The sequence below is a fragment of the Deinococcus malanensis genome, from assembly GCF_014647655.1.
GTDB lineage: Bacteria > Deinococcota > Deinococci > Deinococcales > Deinococcaceae > Deinococcus > Deinococcus malanensis.
In genome coordinates, this window is record NZ_BMPP01000008.1 from 65,103 (window position 1) to 83,810 (window position 18,708).

The window sequence follows — 18,708 nt, forward strand, 5'->3', positions numbered from 1 at the left end:
CTTGAACAATCCTAGAGTTTGTCCCCCACATGTATGGCCGCGATGCCGAAGGTCAGTCGCTGATAGCGGCTGCGGAAGCCGGTGGCGCGCATCAGCCCGGCTAATCGCTCGGGGTCAGGGAAGGCCAGCACGCTTTCCGGCAGGTAGGTGTACGCCCCGGCGTTGCCGCTGATCAGCGCGCCGATACGCGGCAGCACCTGCTGGAAGTAGAAGCGGAACACGCTGCCAAAGAGCCCTCTGGCGGGTGGCGGAAACTCCAGGATCACGGCCCGCCCCCCCGGGCGCAGCACCCGGTGAAACTCGGCCAGCCCCCGGGCGTAGTCCGCGAAATTACGAAACCCGAACGAGCAGGTCACCGTGTCGAAGCTGGCATCCGGATAGGGAAGATTCAGGGCGTCGCCTTCTTCCAGGGTGATCTCCAGGTAGCGCGCCCGCGCCTTTTCCCGGCCGATCTCCAGCATCTGCGGCACGAAATCGCTGCCGACCACCTCAGCCTGTGGAGCGCGCGCCTTGAGCTCCAGTGCAAAATCGGCCGTGCCGGTGGCCACATCCAGAATGCGCTTCGGCCCCAATGCGAGCGCCTCGGCGGCGGCGGCCCGGCGCCACGAGCGGTCCACACCGAGGCTCAGCACACGGTTGAGCAGGTCATACCGCGGCGCGATGCTGGCAAACATGGCCTGCACGTCCCTGCCCTTGTCCTGGCGATCTCCCACCGGCGGCCTGTTCGTCATAGCGCCGATGATAGGGCCCCCCGGGTGGGACAGACCGGAAGAACGTGGATCAGCCCAGCCGGAGCAGCCCGGCTGCTGTGGGCCCAAAGCCACAGCGGGCATAGAAGCCTGCCAGATGAGGCTCGAAATCCACATGCAGCCAGTGCGCGCCGCCCGCCCGGGCCGAGGCTGCAGCCTCCTCCACCAGACGCACGCCGATACCACGCCTCTGGTGGTCCGGATGCACCGTGGTATCCAGCAGGAAAGCGTGCCGGCCGCCGTCCCAGGCCACATTGACGAAGCCGATCAGGGTGGGACCCTCGTAGGCGCAGACCCAGGTCAGGCTGCGCGCCAGAATGCCGGGCCAGCTGCTGCCGTCCTCCTGCCCACCCCAGGCAGCACGGACCAGTTCGGTCAGCGCGGCGAACTCGACCGTCTCGCGGACGCGGTAGCGGATCAACCCCTCACGCCTAACGGATGACGCCCAGGGCCCGGCCGACCTGTGCGTAGGCGGCCAGCGCCTGATCGAGGTCCTCACGGGTGTGCTCGGCGGTCACGATGTTGCGGATGCGGGCCAGGTTGCGCGGCACGGTGGGGAAGCCCAGACCGACCGCAAAGATGCCCAGGTCGAACAGCTGACGGCTGGCCTCGAAGGCCGCGCTGGCTTCGCCGAAGACCACCGGCGTGATGGGCGTCACGCTGCCCATGATGTCGAAGCCCAGACCCTCGAGCTCGGTCTTGAAGTAGCGGGTGTTGTCCCACAAGCGCTCCATCAGGCTGGGGTCGCGCTGCACCTCGTCGAGCGCGGCGCTCAGGGCGCCCACCACGGCCGGAGGCTGCGCGGTGGAAAACAGGTACGGCCGGGCGCGGTTGATCAGCAGCTGGCGCAGGTCGGCGTGCCCGGCCGCGTAGCCGCCCACGCCCCCCCAGGCCTTACTGAGCGTGCCGACCTGAATGACATCGTCGGCATACTCGAAGCCGAAGTGGTGAACCGTGCCGCGTCCCTGCGCGCCCATGACGCCCGAGCCGTGGGCGTCGTCCACGTAGGTCACGGCGCCGAACTCGCGGGCCACCGCCACCAGCCGGTCGAGCGGAGCCAGGTCGCCGTCCATGCTGAACACGCCGTCGGTGACGACCAGCTTCAGGCCGTCGGTGTCGTTTTCCGCGAGGATACGCCGCAGATCCTCCGGGTCCGCATGCTTGAAGACCTTCTTGGTCGCCTTGGTCAGGCGCAGTCCGTCGATGATGCTGGCGTGGTTCAGCTCGTCGCTGACAACCAGGTCGCCTTCCCGCAGCAGGGCGCCCAGCACGCCCTGGTTGGTGGTGAAGCCGCTGTGCAGCACCAGTGCGCTGCCGGTGTGCTTGAAGTCGGCAATCTGACGCTCGAAGTCCTCGTGGATGCGCAGTGTTCCGGCAATGGTGCGCACGGCGCCCGCCCCGGCGCCCCACTCGCGCAGGTACTGCTCGGCGCGGGCTTTGAGCGCCGGATGGTCGGCAAAGCCCAGGTAGTTGTTGCTGGCAAGGTTCACGACCTCCCGGCCGTCCACCCGGGTGCGGGCACGGTTGGCACTGTCCAGCACCCGCGGGTGAATCAGCAGCCCCGATTCGCGCAGGCTGGACAGCTCTTGAGTCAGGCGTTCGGACAGGGAGGTGGTCATAGCGGCAGTCTACGGGCGCAGACAGAAGCGGCGCCGGAGTGCTCCGGCGCCGCGTGGCCTGCTGTCCCGATTTCCTGACTGCCCTATTTTCTGACGGGGGCCCTCAGGCCAGCATTTACTGACTGGTGACGGGGGTGGGCTCGTGCAGGGTGTAGCGCTCGACGGCCGCGCTGATCAGGGAACGCTGGTAGGTCGTGCTGTTGAGCGGCAGGTACACATAGTGCTCGGCACGTGACCAGCCGGCCTTGAAGGTCCAGCGCTGCTGCATCTCGGGCGCAGCGCTGCGGAAACTGACGTCGGTTGCTTCCGTGCTGTAGGCAACACGGTCGTGACTCATCAGCGGCAGGACCTCGCCCTCATCGCGGGTGCCGTTGGTGTTGTGGTCGCGCCACATCAGCCATTGCAGCAGCGTGACGCGGGCGCCTGAGGTGGCCGGAGTCAGGCTGCCCGCCACCACGCCGGCCGGCAGCAGCGTGCTCAGCTCCTGCGCGCGGGCCGATGCTCCCGCCCAGCGGGCGGGGTTGACGGCCAGAACGGTGGTGCCTGCCGGAACCGGCACCTCGTACACGTTCTCGCCCCGGACGGTGACCAGCGAGAGGTAGCTGCCTGCTGGTGCCGCTGGGAAGCGGACTTCGACGCCGGTGGGCAGCGGGGGGCGGCCGCCGTCTGGAGCACTGGGCGCGGCACCGCAGGCCGCCAGCAGCAGAGCGGGAATCAGGAGGGGCAGGCGCTTCATTTCGTTCCTCCGGTCTTCAGGCTCTGGCTGATCAGGCGGTTGGTCGGCTCGTGCAGGCGGATGGGCAGCGCGCTGTCCTCTCGCGGTCCACTGTTCATGGTGACGCGGTACTGGCCCGGCGTGGCGCTGGGCTGCAGAACCTCATGGCGCACCAGCGACCAGCCCTGGGTGCGGGTGCCGGTCTCGGTGCTGTGGCCGCTGGCGTGACTGAAGCGGTAGGTAAAGGGTGTGGAGGCGTGGCTGTAGATGGTATGGGTGTTGTACAGCTCCTCGCTGACGGAGGGCAGACCGTCGCCGTTGGCGTCGCGGAACAGCGTGAAGTAGACGTTGCAGGTCAGCACGTTTTCAGGCGTGACCGTGACTGCGGTCATGCCCTGGGCTTCACCGGTAAGGAAGGGAGAGACACACCCCGGAACCCTCCGCAGTTCGAGCAGTTCGTAACCGCTGAGGTGCACCGACGCGCGGTTGACCTGCTGGGGCGAGGCAGTGCCGGAGGTCGCCGAGAAGTTCGGGTAGGTGGAGAGCCTCTTGACCTTGACCTGGTGGCCGTCCTGCTGGAAGTAGATGGCACCCAGACGCAGGTCGGCGCTGACCATGACTTCGGGGAACTCGAAGCTCAGCGAGACACTGGGGTCGGGCGTAGGTGGGGGTTTGGGGCAGGCAGTCAGCAATGCGCTCAGCGCCACAGAGCCGGCCAGCCATACGATGTGCTTGGATGGGAAAACCTTCATGCACCACTCACTGTACTCACAAGAAAACGGCTGCGCGAGCAGATCTGCCCACGCAGCCGCCGGTGAGGCTGGGGCTCAGCGGTTCATGATGTGGATGGCCTGCTTGTGTACGGCCTCGGCGGCTTCCAGCACGCTTTCGCCCAGCGTAGGGTGCGCGTGGATGGTCAGCGCGATGTCGGTGGCGGTGGCGGCCATTTCCAGGGCCAGCCCGGCCTCACCCAGCATGTCGCTGGCATGCGGGCCCACGATGTGCACGCCCAGCAGCAGGTCGGTGTCCTTCTCCACGACCATCTTCACGAAGCCATCGGTCTGCTGCAGGGTCATGGCGCGGCCCGAGGCGCTGAAGGGGAAGTTGCCGGTCTTGACCTCGTAGCCCTTGTCCCTGGCTTCCTGCTCGGTCAGGCCCACCCAGGCCAGCTCGGGACTGGTGTACACCACACCGGGAATGGCCACGGCGTCCTGCTCGGCGGGCTTTCCGGCAATGACCTCGGCGGCCACCAGTCCTTCTTTCATGGCCTTGTGCGCCAGCATGGGATTGCTGGCCACGTCCCCGATGGAGTAGATGTGACTGACGTTGGTGCGCTGCTTCTTGTCGGCGGGAATAAAGCCGCGGTCGGTGACCGTGACGCCCGCCGCCTGGGCGTTCAGGCCATCGGTGCGCGGGCGGCGGCCCACGGCCACCAGCACCCGGTCAAACACTTCAGTCGTCTTCGCGCCGGTCTTCACGTCTTCGAGTTCCACGTGCACGCCGTCGGCCTTCTTCTCGGCGCGGTTGGCCTTGGTCTGGGTGGCAATCTTGATGCCCTGTTTCTCCATGGACTTCTGGAAGGCCTTGACGGCGTCGGCGTCGGCCCCAGGAATGATGGTCGGCAGGAATTCGATGACTTTGACCTGGGCGCCCATGTTGGTGTACACGTGCGCGAATTCGAAGCCGATCACGCCGCCGCCCACGCACAGCATCCGCGCCGGCACCGGGTCCGGCATGACCAGCGCGCCGGTGGAGTCCACGATGACCTGCTGATCCACGTCCAGGCCCGGCAGCTTGGCCGGCTCGGACCCGGTGGCGATGATGAAGTTGGCGGCCGTGTAGGTCTTGTCCCCGACCTGCACCGTGTGGTCGTCCACGAAGCTGGCCTGCCCCTGCAGGTGCGTGACCTTGTTCGCCTTGAACAGGGCGCCCACACCCCCAGTCAGTTTCTTGACGATGCCGTCTTTCCAGCCGTTGAGCTTGGCGATGTCAAGCGTCTGGCCGCTGAAGGTCAGGCCGAAGTCGGCGGCGTGCCGCGCGGCGGCCACCTGCTCGCCGGCATGCAGCAGCGCCTTGGTAGGAATACAGCCCACATTCAGGCACACGCCACCGACCGACTCGCGCTCGGCGCAGGCGACCTTGAGGCCCAGCTGCGCGGCGCGGATGGCCGCGTGGTAGCCGCCGGGCCCGGCGCCGATCACCAGCACGTCGAAGTCATAGGATTTGGTCATGCGCGCAGTCTAACAACCGTTAGGAGGGGCGTCAGTGACCTGCCGGTATAGCTGGACAGCCCCGACTGACAACCTGTACTGGTCAATCTCAGGCGTTCAGGAACTCGGCAACCACCTGATTAAGGACCCACCAGCCCTGCGGCGTGGCGCGCAGCTGAGCTCCGTCCTGAACCAGCAGGCCCCTGGACACCTGACGACGGATGACGGCCCCGTATTCCTGCGCTACGTCCATTCCGGCGCGGCGCGACAGGTCCGACAGGTCGATGCCGTCTTTGAGCCGCAGGCCCATGAACAGCGCGTCGGTCACATATTCGGTGGCGTCCACCGGCTGAACCTCTCCCGTCTGTCCCGTCAGCCACTCATGCAGGTGGGGGTTGGTGCACCGGGTGGTGAGCAGGCCTTCCGTGCCGGCCGGATAGTGCCCGGCGGCGCCTGGACCCAGTCCCAGGTAGGTCCGTCCCTGCCAGTACGCGAGGTTATGGCGCGACTGCTGTCCGGTCCGGGCGTAGTTGCTGACCTCGTAGCGGGCAAAGCCCAGGCCGGTGAGAAGTTCCTCGGTGCGCTCGAAACCCTCTCTTTCGTCATCCTCGCTGACGTTCACACCGCGCCGCGCAAACTCGGTGCCCGGCTCGATGGTCAGGGTATAGGCGCTGACGTGCCCCACACCCAGGTCCACCAGCCCGCGGATATCCGAGTCCAGCGGCTGCCCGGGCACCGCCGTGATCAGGTCGCCACTGACCCGCAGGCCGCTGCCCACCAGCGTGGTGACCGCCTCGCGGGCCTGCGCCGCGTCGTGCTGACGCCCCAGGAAGCGCAGGGTGGTGTCGTCCAGACTCTGCACGCCCACACTGGCGCGGTCAAAGCCCAGTTCCCGCCAGTGGGCGGCACGCGGGGCACTCACGGTCCCCGGGTTGATTTCTAGGGTGTTTTCCAGCCTTCCCCAGCCCAGGTGTCGCTGCACCGCCGTGGCCAGCGCACGGATCTCGTCATCACGCAGGAAGCTGGGGGTGCCGCCGCCCACATACACCGTGTCCAGATCCAGGGCATACGTCTCCGACAGCCGGGCGGCTTCCTGATCCAGCCTTTCCAGATACGCCTCAACCAGCCCGGCCCGGCGCGTCAGCACGTGAAAGTCGCAGTACGGGCAGATGCTGGGGCAGAACGGCACATGCACGTACAGGTGCCGCACCACGGAATCGAGTTCTGCCTGGCGCATCACGCGGGGCAGTGTATCCCCACAAAAATTCCCGCGTTGGAATCCGGTAGAGGTTCTGCGGCGCACAAAGTCACAATGCCTGTATGCCCTGGCCCCTGCCCCGTGAGTTCATGCTGAAGCGCATGCTGGCTGCCGACGCCAACTGCGACGGGCGGTTCATCACCGGCGTGACCAGCACCGGCATCTACTGCCTGCCGTCGTGCCGGGCCCGCAAGCCCAGGCCGGAGAATGTGGTCTTCTACCCGGCGCAGCTTCAGGCCCGCGCCGCCGGCCTGCGCCCCTGCTTGCGCTGCCGCCCCGACGATCACGCAGCCGGACTGGACCCGCACGAGAGGCTGGTAGAGCAGCTGATCGCCGGGGTGGACCTGGCCCGGGTGCGCCATGTGGCAGACCTGGCTGCCCAGGCTGGGGTGGGAAGCAGCAAACTTCGAGCCCTGTTCCAGACCCATCTGCACACCACGCCGGCCGACTGGCTGGCCATGCAGCGCGTGCGGGCAGCCCGCGCCCGTCTGCTGGGCAGCGGGCAAACCGCCGCGAACATTGCCTTTGAGGTGGGCTTCGAGAGCCTGTCGGCCTTTGGTGAGCAGTTCCGGCGCTGGAACGCCATGACGCCTCAGGCATACCGTCGGCTGCCTTCTGGCACCTTCACGCTGCGACTTCCGGATGACTATCCACTGGAAGCGATGCTGCGCGACCTGGGGCGGGATCACACCGGAACCACCGTACGGGTGCAGGGCGACACCTGTCAGGCCGGGCTGCGCCTGCCGTCCGGCCCGAGAAGCGTGCGGGTAGCCTTCACCGGAACACAGGCTCTGGTGCAGGTAGACGGCCCCGTCCCCCTGAACGCCGAAGATGCTGGCCCACTGCACGAGCAGGTGCTTGGTCTGCTGGGTCTGAAACATGCGCCTGCCCGCTTCGAGGCGCAGCTGGGCGCGGACCCGGCACTGGCGGCCCTTATCGAAGGCCGCCGGGGCCTGAGGGTGCCGCTGGTCCCCGACCTGTTCGACGGTGTGGTGTGGGCGGTTCTGGGCCAGCAGGTGACCTTCGTGGCGGCCTGCACCCTGCGCCACCGCCTGACGGTGCTTGCCGGCACTCTACTGGCGGGCAGCCTGTACGCGCCGGCCACCCCGCAGGCGGTCCTGACCCTGAGCGTGGATGAATTGCGTGGGCTAGGGCTGACAGTGGCCCGTGCTCAGCTGCTGCGTCACTTTGCAGGGCAGGTGGCCAGCGGGGAACTGATCCTCGAACAGCTGGCCACCGGCACAGCCGCCCGTGCCACGCGGACCCTGCTGGCCCTGCCAGGAGTCGGGCCCTGGACCGCGAATTACCTGCTGCTGCGTGTGCTGGGCTTTCAGGACAGCGCCCCGGTCGGTGACAGCGGCCTGATCCGTGGCCTGCAACGCTTCTTCGGGTTGCCGCAGCGGCCCGGCCCGCGTGAGGCGGGTGCCCTGATGGCCCGCTTTGCCCCGCACCGCAGCCTCGCCACCTTTCATCTCTGGCAGCACGCCAGCCTGGAGCCCTCATGACCACGACCTTCCCTGGGACCACCGATCAAGTCCGTTCCTTTCGCGACCTGCACATCCGGGGCTTCCTGCTGCCCAACGCCTGGGACGCCGCCAGCGCCCGCATTTTCGAGCAGGCGGGCTTTCAGGCCGTGGGGACCACCAGTGCTGGCATCGCCTACACGCGCGGGCGGCGCGACGGGCAGACCCTGACGCGTGACGAGATGCTGCGCGAGGTCGAAAATATCGTGCAGGCCGTGCGCATTCCCGTGAACGCCGACATTGAGGCTGGATACGGGGACGGTCCGGCAGAGGTGGCCCGCACCGTGCGTGCCTTTGCCGCACTGGGCGTGGCAGGCCTGAACCTGGAAGACGCCACCGGCCACCCCGACCAGCCGCTGTATGCCCTGGAAGAGCAGGTGCGCCGGCTTGAGGCGGCACGTGAAGCTGCGGGCACCGTGTATCTGAACGCCCGCACCGACACCTTCCTCAGCGGCTATGGCTGCAGTGAGGCCGAACGCGTAGAGGAGACCATCCGGCGAGGCCGCGCCTACCTGCAGGTAGGCGCGGACAGCATCTTCGTCCCGCTGCTGACCGATCCGGCCGCCCTGCGTGCCGTGCGGGGCGAACTGGGCGGCCCTGTCACCGTGATGGCGTTCCCCGGCTCTCCCAGCGTGCCGGAGCTGCTCCAGGCGGGGGCCAGTCGCGTCAGCCTGGGCCAGGGCGTGATGCTGGCCATCCTTGGCCTGACGGCGCGCATTGCACGTGAATTGCAGGACGGCACCTTCGAGACCCTTCAGGAGAACTTCTACGGGTTCCAGGAGGCCGAGGCCCTGTTTATCCGCTGAATCAGCGCCGGGCCACACCAGCCAGGGTCTTTTTAAGGTGCAGAAGGGAGGGGACTGACCTTCTGCACCTCAGGTATTGCTCTGTTACCGGCCGTGTGGGGTGACGTCCATCCAGCGCTCAAGCACCTCGCCGACCTGCCCAGGACCGGTGACCAGCACCGGCACGTTCAGAGAGGCCACCGCACTGGCGGCCGGGCATTCGCCGTTGGCGCCCGCAGCTTCCTGAACGCTCCAGGCAGGGCCTTCCCAGGCCGGAAAGGCGCCACCTTCGATGTAGTTGACGCCGCCCGCGTCGTCCACGCTGCGGCCTGGCACAGTTACGGCAGGTCCGGCCGACAGGGCCACCGGGGCCACCACGATTACCCCGCGTGGTTCCAGCGCCTGCGCGGCGGTCAGCAGAGGCGTCAGGCCGTCGTGCACCAGCAACTGCACCTGTCCCTTGCCGTCCACGTCTTCCAGCGCGGCAGGAAGCTCGGCGGCCAGGTTGCTGGGGGCGGCGACCAGCCAGCGGTGTCCTCCGGCGCGGCCCTCGAAGGTCGCGCAGGCGCTGCCGTACACGTCGGACCAGGTGCGGGTGTGATTCATGCCATTCAGAATAAGCGCGGCGTGATGGTTGCCCGAGTCAGGGGGCGGAAGAAGTGCGTGGCGCCCGCTTCTCAACCCTGCTGCATATGCCGATGTGAGGGTAATAGGAATCACCTGGCGCATGCTGTACCTATGGAGCTGGTGGTGCTGATGGGCCTGCCCGGCAGTGGCAAGACAACCTTCTACCGGTCGTGCTTCGCGACCACGCACGTGCAGGTCGGCAAGGACCTGTTCCCCAACAACCGCAACAAGGCCCGGCGCCAGCAGCACCTGCTTGAGGCAGCGCTGGCGGGTGGTCTGGGCGTGGTGCTGGACAACACCAATCCCACCATGGACGACCGTGCCGCTCCTATTACCCTGGCGCACACCTACGGCGCTGCCGTCATCGGATACGTGTTTCCCCGTGACATTGCCGGCGCCCTGGAACGCAACCGTGGGCGTGAGGGCAGGGCCCGCGTCCCGGACATCGCCATCTATGCCACGGCGCAGCGCTGGCAACCGCCCTCCCTGGACGAAGGGTTCGACCTCCTGTGCTCTGTTCGCATCACACTGGAGGGCCACTTCGAGATTTCTCCCTGGAACCCTGGGGGATGACCGGCACCACAGAGTGGGGAGCACAGGACGCAGGGCGGCAACCCGATTCTGCGGTGGTCGGGGCGCCACAGAGGGTCTGAAGCACCGCGTTTCCATTACCCTGCTGGCCTATGGCCACTCCCGAGCGTTATGCCAAGATCCTCCGCGTTCTGCGGCACCGTCAGCCCACGCTGACCGTGCTGATGGACGAGGTGAACAAGCCCCACAACCTCAGCGCGATTATCCGCACCTGTGACGCCGTAGGCGTCCTGGAAGCCCACGGGGTGCCGCCCAAAGGCGGTCCGCTGGCGTCCTTCTCGGGCCACACCTACGAGGCGACCAGCGGCAGCGCCCACAAATGGGTGCCGGTGCATTCGCATCCCGACGCCGTCAGCGCTGTCCGCAGCTTGCAGGGCCAGGGCTTTCAGGTGCTGGCCACCCACCTGTCCCAGCGCAGCGTGGACTACCGCGAGCCGGACTACACCAGACCCACCTGCGTGCTGCTGGGCGCTGAGAAGTGGGGGGTGTCGGACGAGACGGCAGACGCCGCCGACCACAACATCGTGATTCCCATGTTCGGCATGGTGCAGAGCCTGAATGTCTCGGTGGCGGCGGCGACCATTCTGTTCGAGGCCCAGCGCCAGCGGCTGGCCGCCGGCATGTACGCCGAGCCGCAGCTCTCGCCCGAAGCGCTGGACCGTCTGGCGTTCGAGTGGGCCTACCCGGAGCTGGTGCCCACCTACCACGAGCGCGGTCAGGGCTATCCGGCCCTCGATCAGCACGGTCAGCTGCCCGCCTGAGCGGCGTCTTGGCCGGGAAGGAGGGACAAACGGCAACAGGCGTGCTTTCTGTTCATTGCGTACGCCCCACCACGGGCAGTCCGGGCAGCTAGACTGGCGTGTTTATGTTCGGACTCGAAATGCCTCCCATTACGCCCGAATTCTGGGCCATCCTCGGCACTCTGATTCTTCTGGAGGGGCTGCTCTCGGCTGACAACGCGCTGGTGCTGGCCGTCATGGTGCGTCACCTCAAGGGCGAAATGCAGCGCAAGGCGCTGGCATACGGGATCGGTGGTGCGGTGGTGCTGCGTATCCTGGGCGTGCTGCTGGCGAGCTTCATCCTGGAATACTGGTGGCTCAGGGCCTTCGGCGCGCTGTACCTGGCCTGGCTGGCGATCAGCCACTTCATCAAGAAGACCCACACCGCCGATGAAGCGGAAGCTTCGGCCAAGGGGCGGGGCTTCTGGCCGACGGTGGTGCTCCTTAACCTGACCGACCTGGCCTTCAGCGTGGACTCGATCCTGGCTGGCGTGGCGCTGATTCCGCGCGGCATGCCCCGCGAGCAGGGCCTGACCATCGTGGTTATGGGCGGCATTGTCGGCCTGATCCTGATGCGAGTTGCGGCCACGGTGTTCCTGAAAGTGCTCAACAAGTACCCGGCCTTCGACGATGTGGCCTACGCCCTGGTGGGCTGGATTGCCGTGAAGCTCGGGATTGAGACCCTGGAAGCCGCCCACGAGGTCTTTCCCGCGGTTCCCACCTTCCACATGCCCACTGTGATGTTCTGGGGCGTCATGGCGGCCATCGCAGTGATCGGATCGTACCTGGCCACCCGCAGGCCGGCCATGACCGACGCGCAAGCTGCGGCCAGGGCAGAAGCCATCGTGCACCACATGGACGAGACGGTCGTGGACGCTGCAGACGGCCGCATCGACGGGCGCTGACCAGACCTGCAGTCCTGGGGCCGCACCTCCGGTGAGGGGGTGCGGCTCTTTTTGTAGTCACCCTTCCAATCAGGCCCAGGGTACGCGGCCACAGGCGCGACTAGACTGACGTTCATGAGTGACCTTCTGGAGACCGTACGTGGCCTGGCCAAAAAGACCGACAGCAAGATTGTGCTGGTTGTTCTGGACGGAATCGGGGGCCTGCCGCTGAGCCCCGGCGGCGAGACCGAGCTGGCCAGCGCGAACACCCCCAACCTGGACGCCCTGGCCCAGCGCTCGGAACTGGGCCAGCTGGAACTGGTGGGCGCCGGGATCACGCCGGGAAGCGGACCGGGGCACCTGAGCCTGTTCGGTTACGACCCGCTGAAATATGTGGTGGGACGCGGGGCCCTGTCGGCCGTGGGCATCGGCGTGAAACTGAGCAGCGGTGATGTGGCGGTGCGCGGCAACTTCGCCACCCTGGACGGGAGCCGCACCGTGCTCGACCGCCGCGCCGGACGTCCCAGTGACGAGAAGAACGCCGAGATCGTCGCGCGGTTGCGGGTGGCCATTCCGGACATTGACGGCACACCGGTCGAGATCTACACCGAGTCCGAGCACCGTTTCGTGGTGGTGTTCCGCGCCGGCGCAGGGGAGCCGCTGGGGGCAGGCATCAGTGATGTGGACCCCCAGGCGACCGGCGTGGCGCCCCTGACTGCCATGGCCCATGACGCCGCCAGTGAAAGGACAGCCGCACTGGTCAACGCCTTCGTGAGCCGCGCCGAGGAAGCCCTGCGCGCCGAGGAACAGGTCAACGGCGTGCTGTTCCGCGGCTACAGTGACGTGCCTCATTTCCCCAGCTTCGACGATGCCTACGGGTTGCGGGCCGCCTGCATCGCCAGCTACCCGATGTACAAGGGCCTGGCCAGCCTGGTCGGTATGGACGTCCTTCCGGTCGAGGGCCAGGAAGACGCCCTGGACGGTAAGCTTGCGGCCCTGCGTGACAACTGGGACCGGTACGACTTTTTCTACTTTCACGTCAAGAAGACCGACTCCACCGGTGAGGACGGCGATTTCAGCGCCAAGGTCAAGAAGATCGAGCTGTTCGACGCCCTGCTTCCGCAGCTGCTGGCCCTGAACCCCGATGTGCTGGCCATTGCAGGGGACCACAGCACGCCCAGCCGGCTGGCCAGCCATTCCTGGCACCCGGTCCCCTTCCTGATTCACAGCGAATACAGCCGCAAGGACGTCACTGCGCGCTACACCGAGGAGGAAGCCCAGAAGGGCAGCCTCGGCCTGCGGCGCGGGACCGATCTGATGCCGCTGCTGATGGCGCATGCGCTCAAACTCAACAAATACGGCGCCTAAAGCTGCGTTAAACATCTTGTGGCACTGTAATAATCGGGGCATGGCGCAGAAAATTACTTTCTGTGCCGTGCCCTCGCCATGTTCTCGATCTGTGCGCAGCTGCGACCTGCGTCTCAAACGTGTTGAAGCCATGCGAAAGCGCTCAGGGTTGGATCAAGGGTTGTTCGCTATGGTCTTTAACCAGTTGCCAGAACTTCAGCAGGCTTGAAGGGTCAGGATGACAGACATGAACAGGACGCCGGCGCCTTGCGGGGCCGGGGTCTGACGTTCACCACCCCATTCGGGCGTCCGCCTGTCGTGCTCCGGCTCACCGGCATCCTGCCGGATTTCAGCCGGCACGCGCAGGGCCCACAAGGAGACTGCTATGGCACGATTGATTCCCCTGTCCGAGATCACCAGCCGCCACGCCGACGTTCTGGGAAATGACTACTATGATCCCACCGGAAGCACCGCGTACGGCATGAATGGCGAGCGCCTTGGAACGGTGCGTGGCGCCCTGGCTGAGCCCGAGACCGGCCGCATCCGTCATCTGATCGTAGACGCCGGAGGCTGGTTCAGCAGCAAGGAAGTGCTGATTCCTGTCGGGATGGCCCGTATCGAAGGCGACGGCGTGTACTTCGACAACCTGTCACGTGATCAGGTCAAGGACATGCGCAGCTACACCACCGGCATGGACTACGACATGGACTCCCAGTACAGCGACGAGCGTGTGCTGCGGGCGACCGACACGTCCTATTCCATGGACGAGAGCACCTACACCCAGGACCGTGGTTTCCGTCAGGACGATGCCCTGTACCGCACTCCTGACCGCCTGCAGCTGCTCGAAGAGCGCCTGGTCGTGAACAAGGACCGCTTCGTGGCAGGCACCGTAGAGATCGGCAAGCACGTGGAAACCATAACGCAGCGCGTGGACGTTCCCCTGCAGCGCGAAGAAGTGGTCATTGAGCGCCACGCTGTGAGCGACGGCCGTCCGGTCGAAGGCGACGTCCGCCTGGGTGCGGGCAGCGAAACCATGCGTGTGGACCTCGAAGCCGAGCGCGCCAACATTGGCAAGCAGGCCTTCGTGACTGAAGAAGTTACGGTCGGCAAGCGTACGGTGACCGAAACGGAAACCCACAGCGCCGAAGTGGGCCGCGAAGTGCTCGATGTCAACCAGAACGGTGACGTGCGCCTCAGCGGCGACATGAACAGCCAGGGCATGAGCGGTGACATGAACAACCGCGACGGTCTGCGCGACGGCACGCTGGTGGACGATGCCAAGCAGATGGGCCGCGACGCTACCAATGGCCTGCGCAACACCCAAGACGACACCGACCGCAAGATCTGACCCCTACCATGGCGCGGGGCGGCCCTTAAACTGGCCTGCCCCGCGTCTGTTCTCAGTTCGCCCGCTTTGAGGAGGTTTCCATGACAGACCGCCGTCCCGAGGACGAGGCCCATGTGGCCACCCGCCTGGTCAGTGATGAGACTGTGCCCCAGGGCATGATCGAGTTGCGTGCCGAGCGTCTGATCGTCAACAAGCAGCGTGAAGTGGCCGGTGCCCTGACGTTTGCCCGCGAAGTCCGGACCGAGACGGTGCAGGTGCCAGTGGAGCTGGTCACCGAGGTTCTGGTGATCGAGCACACCCGTGGCACCCAGGCCGTCATGCTTGACGGTCAGCCCCTGCAGGCTGGGGAGCGCCGTGAAGTGGTGATCTACAGTGAGGAAGCGCTGGTAGACAAGCGCGTGGTGGTCAGCGAGGAAGTCAATATCGCCAAGCGGACCATCACCGAGAGCCGCACCTTCGAGACCACGCTTGCACATGAGGAACTGGTGGTTCAGGAAAGTGGCGACGTGCAGCGCCTCAGTGAGCCCGACCTTCCCACGCAACGGTGAGCTTCTGACCCCATGCGCCCGTTTTTCTGAAGTCTTCAGAAGCGGGCGTTTCAGCTGGGCGTCAGTTTCGGGTCTCATGGTAGGGGTTACTGAACACACATTTTCTCGGTGTGATGGAGGTTTCTGTATGCGCAAGACTCTGCTGATTGCCGCCCTGACCTTTATGCCTGCCCTTCAACTGGGCAGTGCCCAGACGGTCAGCACGAACATCGACGCCCGGGTGCAGTTTCCGCCCGCGATTCAGACGCTGGCCAACGTGGTCAACCTGCTCAGCCAGGGTGTCCGGGTCTCGCTGCTCACGCCTGACCAGCAGCCGGCCGCTACAGTCTCCCCCAGCGGCAGCCTGATCGTGCGCCCGGGCATCACCACCACCGCCACCCAGGTGCAGGTCATGACGCCGATTGCCGGGACCAACGATTTTATCCGCGAGGTGTATCCCCTGGCCCAGCCGGTCAACGTGGCTCAGCCTGTGAGCACCCAGAACATCACCGTGAAGGACAAGGAAGGTCAGAAGGTGGCCCTGACCAGCGTGATGGGCCGGCAGGCAGCCTGGGCCAAGGCGCCGGGACTGCAGAAGAAACCCGGCCAGATGCCGCCCGGCCAGTTCAAGAAGCTGTGCAAGAACAGTCCCAAAGATTCCCGCTGTACCCAGCAGCGCTGAAACAAACCAGTTATTAACGCCCCTGCTCTAGGGGCGTTTTGTTGTGCCCTGTTCCGCCAGCCGGGCAGGGTTTCACCTTGCGCGTTTGGCAGAACCCATGTTGGACGGTCAACCTCAGCTGTACAGTGAACCTGTTTCAGCCATTCCACAGCAGTCCGGAGGTGCCCTGCGCATGAAAACCCCCCTGACGCCCCTTGACCTTGTCCGACGTGGTCTTCACGTCTATGCCGAGCGCACCGCCGTGATTGAGCCGGGCGGCGTGCAGTTCACCTACCGGCAGTGGGGTGAGCGCCTGTTCCGCCTAGCCAGGGCCGTGCAGACGGCAGGCTACGGCGGCCGGAACGTCGCAGTGCTTTCGCCCAATACCCACAGCGGTCTGCTGACCTACAGCGCCGTGCCCTGGGCGGGCAGCGTGCTGGTGCCGCTGAACACCCGCCTGAGCCCACAGGAGTACGAGTTCCAGCTGCGCCACGCGGAGGTGGCGTTGCTGCTGGTAGACGAGTCCCTGCTGGACCGGGTGCAGGAGGTGGCCGCGCGGCTCGGGGTGGAGGTCTGGGTCATGGGAGACGCCCGGGGTGGGGCGCAGGCCTTCGAGGCGCGCCTTCTGGCCCAGGACCCTTCACCGTTTCCGTTGCCGGTGCAGGACGAGGACGACACCATCACCATCAACTTCACGTCCGGCACGACCAGCAGCCCCAAGGGCGTGATGCTCACGCACCGCAACACGCTGCTCAACGCCGTCGAGACGCTGTACTACTTCAAGCTGGACAGTGACAGCGTGTACCTGCACACCCTGCCGGATTTTCATGCCAATGGCTGGGGCGGCGTGTGGAGCCCGTTCGGCGTGGGCGCCACGCACGTGACACTGCCGGCGGTGCGGACCGACGCGGCGTATGAGGCCATCGAGCAGTATGGGGTCACGCATCTGTGCGCCGCACCCACCGTGCTGTCCATGCTGACTGACCCGGCCCAGGCCCGGCACGTGAGCCGGCCTGTCCGGGTGGCCACTGCCGGCAGCCCACCCCATGCCCGCACCATTGCTGACATGAATGACCTGGGCTTTCACGTTACGCAGGTGTACGGCCTGACCGAGGTCAGCCCCCTGATCACCGTGGCCGAACTATCTGCCTCAGAAGAAGCCCTGCCCACCGCTCAGCGCGCGCCCCTGATTGCCCGGCAGGGCTACGAGATGCTGCTGGCTGGCGAGGTGGACGTGCTCGACGAACACCTGAAGCCCGTGCCCCACGACGGTGTGACGCTGGGAGAGATCATGGTGCGCGGCAACCTGATCATGAAAGGTTATTACCAGAACCCGGAGGCCACGGCCGAAGCACTGCGTGGCGGCTGGTTCCACACCGGTGACGTGGCCGTGACGTATCCCGACGGCCGCATGGAGATCCGTGACCGGCACAAGGACGTCATCATCTCAGGCGGCGAGAACATCTCCTCGGTGGAGGTGGAGGGAGTGCTGTATGCCCATCCGGCCGTGCGCGAGGCCGTGGTAGTCGCGATGCCGCACGAGCAGTGGGGAGAGGCGCCCTGCGCGTTCGTGGCGCTGCACCAGGGCCAGCAGGTCACGGCCGGGGACCTCAATGCCCACGTTCGGGCGCACCTGGCCGGCTTCAAGGTGCCCAGGCACTACGAGTTCCGGGATGAGTTGCCCAAGACAGCCAGCGGGAAGTTCCAGAAGTTCATCCTGCGTGCCGAGCTCTGGCAGGACCGGGCGCGGCGCGTGAACTGAGCCCTGGTGCTTGACACCGGAGGCCTCACAAAGTATACTAGCGTTTCTGGTCTGGTTGAGCCGCGCTCAGCTTTGGACTATGCACTGTGCAATTCACGATGTACCCATGCACTTGAGGGAGACGCCCACCTCCAGGATCAAAAAACGGGCGTGCGAGCTGTCAGGGCGGCGAAAGAGCCGCGCAGCAGCACCATACGGGAAACCTCACGGGGTTTCCCCTTTCTGTTGCCGTGTCCATGCCAGGGCGCTATGCAGGCTGTCTGGGACGGTGGTATCCAGGCGCAGCAGGGGCGCGTTCAGCATCAGCGGATGCCAGCAGGCACTGTCCGGCAATGTTTCGTGGTCAAAGGGAAAGTCGATGTAAGGTCGCTGTCCCGATGCTACCCGCCCGGCATGGCGCCGCTTGAGCTCAGCCAGTGGCGCCTCGCAGTAAACCTGGGCCAGACGTGCGCCGTGTGCCCTGGCCAGTTCCAGAATGTGCGTCTCGCTCACCGGCCGGTAGAAGTGGGATTCGAGCACGAGGCTGCCGCCAGAACGCAGAATCACATCGGCCACCTGCCACATCACGGCGAAGCTGAGCGGACCGGACTGCGCCCGTGACAGGTCCGGGAGGTGCTCGTGCAGGATCTGCTTGTACTCGTCCTTGGTGACCAGTGGAAACTGCAGCTCACGGGCAAGCCAGGACCCCAGAAACGTTTTGCCGGACGCAGGCAGTCCCGAAACTGCCAGAAGCAGAGGGGAGCTGGCTCTCACGCTGTGACTCCGTAGCTGAGATACAGATCGGCAAGCAAGGTGGCGAAGGCTTCGGACACTGTCTGCCCGGCCGTCTCGATGATCAGGCGACGTTCAGCCCAGGGCTCGAAATTCTGCCGGGACGCCTGAACAGTTTCCCACCGTGGCGGCGCCCAGATGCCGGGAAGGTGACCATCCAGGAGGGCCGCCGCGTCCGCTCGGTGTCCAACCCGGCGACGATGTTCGTCCTGATCGGAACAATGGACCTCGATATTCACCAGTGTCGTGCCCGCCTGATCCGCCACGCCCCGCCAGGCCTGACGAGTGACCGCGAGAGGGTTTACACTGTCCGCCACCACATTCAGGCCCAGGTGCAGATTGTCGGCGGCAATGGCATAAGCCGCAGCGTAGCCGGTGACGCCCGCCGCCTGTCCAGTTGCACTCAGGATGGCGGCTTCCACGCTGTCGACCCGGATGTACGCCGCCTGGAGGTGAGGGGCCAGCAGACGTGCCAGTGACGATTTCCCTGTGCCGGGCAGGCCTGAAAAGACGACGAGCATGGAAAACAAGGTAGCGGATGCCTGGGGCCCT

Annotated in this window: 20 protein-coding genes; 10 read left to right on the forward strand and 10 right to left on the reverse strand. The window is 66.0% G+C overall.

What is annotated here, in order from left to right; translation table 11 throughout:
• Window positions 1-11 precede the first annotated feature (11 nt).
• The 7 genes from ubiE to hemW all read right to left on the reverse strand — a co-directional run bounded on the left by ubiE (window position 12) and on the right by hemW (window position 6,530).
• Window positions 12-731 carry a bifunctional demethylmenaquinone methyltransferase/2-methoxy-6-polyprenyl-1,4-benzoquinol methylase UbiE gene (gene ubiE / locus IEY49_RS10780; RefSeq protein WP_189008161.1) on the reverse strand — a complete coding sequence of 240 codons (720 nt, stop codon included), beginning with the start codon at window positions 729-731 and terminating at the stop codon, window positions 12-14.
• A gap of 49 nt (window positions 732-780) precedes the next feature.
• On the reverse strand, window positions 781-1,170 hold the full coding sequence (locus IEY49_RS10785; RefSeq protein WP_229780739.1) for a GNAT family N-acetyltransferase: 390 nt from the start codon (window positions 1,168-1,170) through the stop codon (window positions 781-783).
• A gap of 10 nt (window positions 1,171-1,180) precedes the next feature.
• Complete coding sequence (locus tag IEY49_RS10790; RefSeq protein ID WP_189008163.1) at window positions 1,181-2,368, reverse strand: BioF/Kbl family PLP-dependent acyltransferase; 1,188 nt, start codon at window positions 2,366-2,368, stop codon at window positions 1,181-1,183.
• Between the two features lie 115 nt (window positions 2,369-2,483).
• Complete coding sequence (locus tag IEY49_RS10795; protein WP_189008165.1) at window positions 2,484-3,104, reverse strand: hypothetical protein; 621 nt, start codon at window positions 3,102-3,104, stop codon at window positions 2,484-2,486.
• A complete protein-coding gene (locus IEY49_RS10800) occupies window positions 3,101-3,835 on the reverse strand; it encodes a hypothetical protein (protein ID WP_189008167.1) in 735 nt (244 codons plus the stop codon). Before IEY49_RS10800 ends, IEY49_RS10795 begins: the two co-directional genes overlap by 4 nt.
• Before the next feature lie 75 nt (window positions 3,836-3,910).
• Window positions 3,911-5,314: a dihydrolipoyl dehydrogenase gene (lpdA, locus tag IEY49_RS10805; RefSeq protein WP_189008169.1), complete on the reverse strand. Its 1,404-nt coding sequence runs from the start codon at window positions 5,312-5,314 to the stop codon at window positions 3,911-3,913.
• Between the two features lie 88 nt (window positions 5,315-5,402).
• Entirely contained in the window at window positions 5,403-6,530 is a 1,128-nt protein-coding gene (hemW, locus tag IEY49_RS10810) for a radical SAM family heme chaperone HemW (RefSeq protein WP_189008462.1), read from the reverse strand.
• Between the two features lie 83 nt (window positions 6,531-6,613).
• Here hemW and IEY49_RS10815 point away from each other — a divergent pair, with 83 nt between their 5' ends.
• Window positions 6,614-8,056 (forward strand): DNA-3-methyladenine glycosylase 2 family protein, encoded by a 1,443-nt coding sequence (locus tag IEY49_RS10815; RefSeq protein ID WP_189008171.1) that lies wholly within the window; start codon window positions 6,614-6,616, stop codon window positions 8,054-8,056.
• Complete coding sequence (locus IEY49_RS10820; RefSeq protein ID WP_189008173.1) at window positions 8,053-8,880, forward strand: isocitrate lyase/PEP mutase family protein; 828 nt, start codon at window positions 8,053-8,055, stop codon at window positions 8,878-8,880. Before IEY49_RS10815 ends, IEY49_RS10820 begins: the two co-directional genes overlap by 4 nt.
• Before the next feature lie 84 nt (window positions 8,881-8,964).
• Here the strand turns inward: IEY49_RS10820 and IEY49_RS10825 are convergent, their stop codons facing one another.
• A complete protein-coding gene (locus IEY49_RS10825) occupies window positions 8,965-9,465 on the reverse strand; it encodes a hypothetical protein (RefSeq protein ID WP_189008176.1) in 501 nt (166 codons plus the stop codon).
• Between the two features lie 132 nt (window positions 9,466-9,597).
• On the opposite strand from IEY49_RS10825, the gene IEY49_RS10830 reads away from it, so the two are divergent.
• The 8 genes from IEY49_RS10830 to IEY49_RS10865 all read left to right on the forward strand — a co-directional run bounded on the left by IEY49_RS10830 (window position 9,598) and on the right by IEY49_RS10865 (window position 17,385).
• Entirely contained in the window at window positions 9,598-10,059 is a 462-nt protein-coding gene (locus IEY49_RS10830; RefSeq protein ID WP_189008180.1) for an AAA family ATPase, read from the forward strand.
• 110 nt (window positions 10,060-10,169) lie between these two features.
• A complete protein-coding gene (gene trmH / locus IEY49_RS10835) occupies window positions 10,170-10,838 on the forward strand; it encodes a tRNA (guanosine(18)-2'-O)-methyltransferase TrmH (protein ID WP_189008183.1) in 669 nt (222 codons plus the stop codon).
• Window positions 10,839-10,942: 104 nt separating this feature from the next.
• Entirely contained in the window at window positions 10,943-11,761 is an 819-nt protein-coding gene (locus IEY49_RS10840) for a TerC family protein (protein ID WP_189008186.1), read from the forward strand.
• A 114-nt stretch (window positions 11,762-11,875) separates the two neighbouring features.
• The gene (locus IEY49_RS10845) at window positions 11,876-13,108 is read left to right on the forward strand and encodes a 2,3-bisphosphoglycerate-independent phosphoglycerate mutase (RefSeq protein WP_189008188.1); all 1,233 of its coding nucleotides are present in this window, start codon (window positions 11,876-11,878) and stop codon (window positions 13,106-13,108) included.
• Between the two features lie 364 nt (window positions 13,109-13,472).
• The gene (locus IEY49_RS10850; protein WP_189008191.1) at window positions 13,473-14,435 is read left to right on the forward strand and encodes a PRC and DUF2382 domain-containing protein; all 963 of its coding nucleotides are present in this window, start codon (window positions 13,473-13,475) and stop codon (window positions 14,433-14,435) included.
• Window positions 14,436-14,515: 80 nt separating this feature from the next.
• Window positions 14,516-14,983 (forward strand): YsnF/AvaK domain-containing protein, encoded by a 468-nt coding sequence (locus IEY49_RS10855; RefSeq protein ID WP_189008194.1) that lies wholly within the window; start codon window positions 14,516-14,518, stop codon window positions 14,981-14,983.
• Window positions 14,984-15,110: 127 nt separating this feature from the next.
• Window positions 15,111-15,644 (forward strand): hypothetical protein, encoded by a 534-nt coding sequence (locus IEY49_RS10860; protein ID WP_189008196.1) that lies wholly within the window; start codon window positions 15,111-15,113, stop codon window positions 15,642-15,644.
• A gap of 172 nt (window positions 15,645-15,816) precedes the next feature.
• On the forward strand, window positions 15,817-17,385 hold the full coding sequence (locus IEY49_RS10865; protein WP_189008199.1) for an AMP-binding protein: 1,569 nt from the start codon (window positions 15,817-15,819) through the stop codon (window positions 17,383-17,385).
• 204 nt (window positions 17,386-17,589) lie between these two features.
• Here IEY49_RS10865 and IEY49_RS10870 read toward each other — a convergent pair whose 3' ends face one another.
• A complete protein-coding gene (locus IEY49_RS10870; RefSeq protein WP_189008202.1) occupies window positions 17,590-18,138 on the reverse strand; it encodes a P-loop nucleotide/nucleoside kinase family protein in 549 nt (182 codons plus the stop codon).
• Window positions 18,135-18,677: a P-loop nucleotide/nucleoside kinase family protein gene (locus tag IEY49_RS10875; RefSeq protein WP_189008205.1), complete on the reverse strand. Its 543-nt coding sequence runs from the start codon at window positions 18,675-18,677 to the stop codon at window positions 18,135-18,137. The genes IEY49_RS10870 and IEY49_RS10875 overlap by 4 nt, the downstream gene beginning before the upstream one ends.
• Window positions 18,678-18,708 lie beyond the last annotated feature (31 nt).